At 67.3% G+C, this 6,134-nt stretch carries 5 protein-coding genes and 1 pseudogene; all 6 read left to right on the top strand.

Annotation, left to right across the window (positions count from 1 at the left end):
• A pseudogene (locus ACRDUX_RS01490) lies at positions 1-329 on the top strand (glycosyltransferase family 2 protein); the annotation flags it as partial.
• Entirely contained in the window at positions 326-865 is a 540-nt protein-coding gene (locus tag ACRDUX_RS01495) for a phosphatase PAP2 family protein (RefSeq protein WP_526410328.1), read from the top strand. The pseudogene ACRDUX_RS01490 and the gene ACRDUX_RS01495, both read left to right, overlap by 4 nt.
• Positions 862-1,776: a decaprenyl-phosphate phosphoribosyltransferase gene (locus tag ACRDUX_RS01500; protein WP_526410330.1), complete on the top strand. Its 915-nt coding sequence runs from the start codon at positions 862-864 to the stop codon at positions 1,774-1,776. Before ACRDUX_RS01495 ends, ACRDUX_RS01500 begins: the two co-directional genes overlap by 4 nt.
• A 28-nt stretch (positions 1,777-1,804) precedes the next feature.
• Positions 1,805-3,778, top strand: coding sequence for a terminal beta-(1->2)-arabinofuranosyltransferase (gene aftB, locus ACRDUX_RS01505; RefSeq protein WP_526410332.1), 1,974 nt, complete (start codon positions 1,805-1,807; stop codon positions 3,776-3,778).
• Between the two features lie 199 nt (positions 3,779-3,977).
• The gene (locus ACRDUX_RS01510) at positions 3,978-4,988 is read left to right on the top strand and encodes an alpha/beta hydrolase (protein WP_526410334.1); all 1,011 of its coding nucleotides are present in this window, start codon (positions 3,978-3,980) and stop codon (positions 4,986-4,988) included.
• A gap of 116 nt (positions 4,989-5,104) precedes the next feature.
• A complete protein-coding gene (locus ACRDUX_RS01515) occupies positions 5,105-6,085 on the top strand; it encodes an alpha/beta hydrolase (RefSeq protein WP_526410336.1) in 981 nt (326 codons plus the stop codon).
• The last annotated feature ends 49 nt before the right edge of the window (positions 6,086-6,134 follow it).

The raw sequence follows: 6,134 nt of genomic DNA on the forward strand, positions 1-6,134 counted from the left end.
TCCACCAACTGCGGCCGCACGATCCGCAACACCACCTCCGTCCGCAGATCAACGTCGCCACCCAGGATGCGCGGTGGTTCTCGCTGTCGCGGGTCGACGGCGTCACCGTCACCACGGCAGACGGCCGTGGTGTCGTGTACCGCCAGCGGGACCGAGCGAAGATGCTCGAGCTTCTCCGCGAATCGCTGAAGCGACAAGCGCGGCTGGTCCGCAAGTTCAACAGGATGCGCAAGGTCTACCGCGAGGCGCTTCCCGTGCTGTCCAGCAAGCAGAAGTGGGAAACCGTACTGCCGCCCACCCCGAACTCGCTGGCAGAAGCGCCGCGGTGACCAGCACCCTGCGGGGCGAGGACGCGGCGCTCGTCTTCGTGCAGTCGACCCTCGCGGGGCGCGCGGGTGTGCTGCCGGGCGCGCGGGCGCTGTCGCACTTCGGTGAGCACAGCGCAGGCTGGGTGGCGGTCGCACTGCTGGGGGCGGCGCTGCAGCCGAGGCGTCGGCGGGTCTGGCTGACCGCGGGGGTCGGGGCGTTCGCCGCCCACGCCACCGCGGTCGTCATCAAGCGGGTCGCCAAGCGGGAGCGTCCGCACCACCCGTCCGTCGTGGTCAACGTGGCTACGCCAAGCCGGCTGAGCTTCCCCTCGGCGCACGCCACGTCGACGACGGCGGCATCGATTCTGCTCGGCCGGGCGACGGGTCTTCCGCTGCCCTGGGTGTTGATACCACCGATGGCGTTGTCCCGCTTGATGCTCGGAGTGCACTATCCGACGGACGTGCTCGCCGGAGTAGCAGTGGGCGCCGTGGTGGCCAACGCGGTCGCCGCCGCTGGAGATCGAGTCGTCCCAGGGAAAACAGGTGAGCCCGCATGAGTGAGGAAGCGCCGCCCGTCGCAGGCCCACCGAAGAATCTGGCCACCGGTGTCATCAAGGCGATTCGGCCGCGTCAGTGGGTCAAGAACCTGCTCGTCCTCGCGGCCCCGGTGGCGGCGCTCGGTCGCGACGTCCGGTTCGACGCGCACGACATCGTCAGCGTTCTCATCGCGTTCGTGACGTTCAGCCTCGCGGCCTCTTGCATCTACCTCGTCAACGACGCCCGCGACGTCGAGGCCGACCGCGCCCACCCGACCAAGCGCAACCGCCCGATCGCCGCAGGCGTCGTTCCGGTGCCGCTGGCGTACGGCCTTGCGGTCGTCCTCGGCGCTCTTTCGCTCGGGCTGGCCTGGTACGTCTCGCCGAACCTGGCGCTGGTGATGGGCATCTACATCGCCATCCAGTTGGCCTACTGCTTCGGCCTGAAGCACCAAGCCGTTCTCGACATCTGCATCGTCTCCTCGGGCTTCCTCATCCGCGCGATCGCAGGCGGCGTCGCCGCCAACATCCCACTGTCACAGTGGTTCCTCCTCGTCATGGCGTTCGGTTCGCTGTTCATGAGTGCGGGCAAGCGCTACGCCGAACTGCAGCTCGCCGAACGCACCGGCGCAAAGATCCGCAAGTCGCTGGAGAGTTACACCAGCACCTACCTCCGCTTCGTCTGGACGATGTCGGCCACCGCCGTCGTGCTCTGCTACGGGCTGTGGGCGTTCGAGCGTGACCGCAATGCGGGCGGCTCGCTGTACGCGGTGTCGATGATCCCGTTCACCATCGCGATCCTGCGCTACGCCGTGGACGTCGACGGCGGCCTGGCCGGGGAACCGGAGGACATCGCCCTGCGCGACCGCGTACTGCAACTGCTGGCCGTGGCATGGATCGGAAGCGTCTGTGCAGCGGCCTACTTCAGCTGACGGGCTGAGCTTCGCCATCGGGCGCTGGATGACGCGCCGGCCGGCGTTTCCCCATGACCCGACGGTCCGGATCAGCCTGTGGCTGAGTGTGCTGGTGGTCGGGGGCCTGTTCTCCTGGGGCGCCTGGCAGCGCAGGTGGATTGCCGACGACGGGCTGATCGTCCTGCGCACCGTGCGGAACCTGTTGGCGGGCAACGGTCCCGTGTTCAATCAAGGCGAGCGAGTCGAAGCCAACACGTCGACGGTGTGGACGTACCTCGTCACGCTCGGCGCGTGGATCGGCGGCTCGCTGCAGCTCGAGTACGTGGTACTTGCGCTGGCCCTGACGCTCAGCGTCACGGGGGTCGTGTTCGTGATGTTGGGCACCGGACGGCTGTACGCCCCTGGTCTGCGCGGCAGGCAGGCGCTGCTGCTGCCCGCCGGTGCGCTCGTCTACATCGCGATCCCGCCCGCGCGCGACTTCGCCTCCTCCGGGCTCGAGAACGGTTTGGTGCTGGCCTATCTCGGCCTGCTCTGGTGGATGATGGTGTGCTGGTCTCAGGCGCCGCGCGTCAACCCGCCGCCGCCGGGTTCGCCGCCAGGCAACGCCGCGGGACGGGTCTTCGAAGCGGCACTGGCCTTCCTCGCAGGACTGAGCGTCCTGGTTCGGCCCGAGCTCGCCCTCATCGGCGGGCTCGCGCTGGTGATGATGATCGTCGCGGCGCACGGCTGGCGTCGCCGGCTGCTCATCGTCGTCGCGGGCGGTCTGCTGCCCGTTCTGTACCAGATCTTCCGGATGGGCTACTACGGGCTGCTGGTCCCTGGCACCGCGATCGCCAAGGACGCTTCGGGTTCCAAGTGGTCACAGGGTTTCATCTACCTCGCCAACTTCAACCATCCGTATCTGTTGTGGGTGCCACTCGTGCTGCTGGCCGGCCTTGGCGTGCTGTTACTCGCCGTGCGCAGCCTGTTGTGGCGCAAGCGCGCAACGGTGTCCCGCGGTCGGGGGCGGTGGGCCACGATCGTCCAAAGTCCCACGGCCGTAGTTGTCTTCATCCTCGTCAGTGGTCTGTTGCAGGCCATCTACTGGATCCGGCAGGGTGGCGACTTCATGCACGGCCGCGTCCTGCTGACCCCGTTGTTCTGTCTGATCGCGCCGATCTCCGTCATCCCCGTGGTGCTCCCGTCGGGAATGCAGGCGGTTCGTGGCCCCGGCTATCTGCTGGCCGGAGCGACCACCGTGTTCTGGCTGGCGGTCGTCGGCTGGTCGCTGTGGGCGGCGAACTCCCCTGGCCTCGGCGCCGACGCCACCAAGGTGACGTACTCCGGCATCGTCGACGAGCGGCGCTTCTATTCGCAGGCGACGGGCAATGCGCATCCGCTGACCGCCGCGGACTATCTCGACTACCCGAGAATGCGCGCAGTCATCGCCGCCATCAACAACACCCCCGATGGCGCCCTGCTGCTTCCGGCGGGCAACTACGACCAGTGGGACGTCGTCCCCGCCGTTCCGCCGCCGCCCCCACCGCCAGGGCAGCCGCCGCTCACCGCGGAGCAGCGCCGGGGCCCCCACACGGTGTTCTTCACCAACTTGGGGATGCTCGGCATGAACGTCGGACTCAACGTCCGGGTCATCGACCAGATCGGCCTGGCCAACCCGCTGGCCGCGCACACGGCCCGACTCGAGGACAGTCGCATCGGTCACGACAAGAACCTCTTCCCGGACTGGGCGGTGGCCGAGGGGCCGTTCCTGCCGATGCGGCCCTACATTCCGCCGTATCTCGACGAGGACTGGGTGGCGCAGGCCAAGGTCGCGCTGACGTGCCCGGAGACGGATGCCATGCTCACGTCGATCCGTGGCCCGCTTGGGCTGAAGCGGTTCGCGTCGAACGTCGTCAACGCCTGGAAGTTCACCAACTACCGGATCGACCGCGTGCCGCTGTACGAGCTCGCGCGATGCGGGCTCGAGGCGCCGCCGCCGAAGGATCCGCCCTACACCGGCCTGCCTGCGACGGGGCCGTAACGCCCGACGGGATTCGTCCGTGATTCGTTCGGGATTCGTTCGTGATGGAGCCCACGGGATTTGTTGCCAGCCGGTGCTTCTGCTTTGGTTGCGACCAAGTAACGCTTCGGCCCCGTTGGGCCGATGAGCAGTCGACTGCTCCAGCGCCACCGAGGGCTGGACGCGCCGGACATACGAAACTGGATGGTAAGAGCGACCGATGTGGACGATGTCGCGCCTCGGCGCCGTGCGACCCGCGCTTCGCCGTGCCGGGGTGGTCTTCGCTGCGCTGCTGGTCCTGCCCGCCGTGACGGCGCTCGGCGGGACACCGACGGCGTCCGCCTTCTCCCGCGCAGGTCTGCCGGTCGAGTACCTCGACGTCTACTCCGCGTCGATGGAGCGCAACATCCGCGTGCAGTTCCAAGCATCCAACACCGGACCTGCCCCTGCGCCGACGATGAGCAAGGCCGTCTACCTGCTCGACGGGATGCGCGCCAGGGACGACTTCAGCGGTTGGGACGTCAACACCCAGGCGTTCGAGTGGTTCGTGTCCTCCGGCATCTCGACGGTGATGCCCGTGGGAGGGGCGGCCAGCTTCTACACCGACTGGTACTCGCCATCGAGCTTCAACGACCAGACCTATACCTATAAGTGGGAGACGTTCCTGACTCGGGAGCTCCCCGCCTTCCTGGCGAGCGCCAAGCACGTGTCCCCGACCGGAAACGGCGTCGTCGGCCTGTCCATGGCGGGTGGCGCAGGTCTCATCCTCTCGGCGTATCACCCCGCCCAGTTCACCTACGCGGCGTCGCTGTCCGGGTTCCTCAATCCGTCGACTCCCTTCATGAAGCAAGCCATCCGCGTCGCGATGCTCAGTGCGGGCGGTTACAACGTCGACGACATGTGGGGCCCGCCGTGGGATGTGGCGTGGACGCGGAACGATCCGCTGCTGCAAGTGGCTCGGATCGTGGGTAACGGGACCCGGCTGTGGATCTACTGCGCACCAGGTGGAGGGCCCGTCGACGAGAACGTGGACCCAGGTCAGGAGTTCGACGCCGACAGCCTGGAATCGGTGGCCATCAACGGCAACAAGCGTTTCCAGGAACGCTACGTCGCCGCTGGTGGCACGAACGCGACGTTCCAATTCCCCGCGGCGGGGAACCATTCCTGGGCCTTCTGGGGCCAGCAATTACAGGCGCTGAAACCCGACCTGATTGCCACGCTCAATGGCTGAGGGTGTGACCAGGAAGGACACAGGCGAGAGAGAGAAACCACTCAGGCATGTGGTTGACTACAGCGGCACGCAGCGAGTCTGCCGTGCGGCATTCGACAGATTGGACAAGTAGAAGCATGAGTTTCGTAGGGAAGATGACGCGCCGCGTTGCGGTCGCGGCCCTGGCAGCGGGAACGCTGGCTGGACTGGTTGGCGTCGTCGGAGGCTCGGCGACTGCTGGAGCGTTCTCGAGGCCCGGCCTGCCGGTGGAGTACCTGATGGTGCCGTCCGCGGGCATGGGGCACGACATCAAGATCCAGTTCCAGAGCGGTGGAGACAACGCACCCGCGGTCTATCTGCTCGACGGCCTGCGCGCGCAGGACGACTTCAACGGCTGGGACATCAACACCCCGGCGTTCGAGTGGTACAACGGCTCGGGCCTTTCGGTGGTCATGCCCGTCGGCGGGCAGTCCAGCTTCTACAGCGACTGGTACTCACCGGCGTGTGGCAAGGCCGGCTGCCAGACCTACAAGTGGGAGACGTTCCTGACCCAGGAGCTGCCCGCCTACCTCGCCGCCAACAACAGCGTGAAGTCCACGGGCAGTGCCGCGGTCGGGCTCTCGATGGCCGGTTCGGCGGCGCTGACCCTGGCGATCCACCACCCGGCGCAGTTCCCGTACGCGGCCTCGCTGTCGGGCTTCCTGAACCTCTCCGAGGGCTGGTGGCCAGGCCTGGTCAACACCTCGATGGGTGACGCGGGCGGCTTCAAGTCCAAGGACATGTGGGGCGCCGCCGAGACCGATCCGGCGTGGAAGTACAACGACCCGATGGTCAACATGGCCACGCTGGTCGGCAACGGCACCCGGATCTGGATCTACTGTGGCGACGGCACCCCGTCCGACTTGGGCGGTAACAACCTGCCAGCCAAGTTCCTGGAGAGCTTCACGTTGCGCACCAACAAGACGTTCCAGCAGAACTACCTCGCTGCGGGCGGCAACAACGGAGTGTTCAACTTCCCGGACGCCGGTACGCACGACTGGCCGTACTGGGGCCAGCAGCTGCAGGCGATGAAGCCCGACATCCAGCGGGTTCTCGGCGCCACTCCCGCGGCTACCTGAGCCTGTCTCGGCAAGAGCGATCGAACGGTCGGCGGCGATCCCCTCGAGG

Origin of the sequence: Mycobacterium sp., assembly GCF_050701675.1 — a bacterium.
Classification (GTDB): Bacteria; Actinomycetota; Actinomycetes; order Mycobacteriales; family Mycobacteriaceae; genus Mycobacterium.

Coding starts and splice junctions, on each gene's coding strand:
- ACRDUX_RS01500 (WP_526410330.1), top strand. CDS start 862: ATGAGTGAGGAAGCGCCGCCCGTCGCAGGCCCACCGAAGAATCTGGCC.
- aftB (WP_526410332.1), top strand. CDS start 1,805: ATGACGCGCCGGCCGGCGTTTCCCCATGACCCGACGGTCCGGATCAGC.
- ACRDUX_RS01510 (WP_526410334.1), top strand. CDS start 3,978: ATGTGGACGATGTCGCGCCTCGGCGCCGTGCGACCCGCGCTTCGCCGT.
- ACRDUX_RS01515 (WP_526410336.1), top strand. CDS start 5,105: ATGAGTTTCGTAGGGAAGATGACGCGCCGCGTTGCGGTCGCGGCCCTG.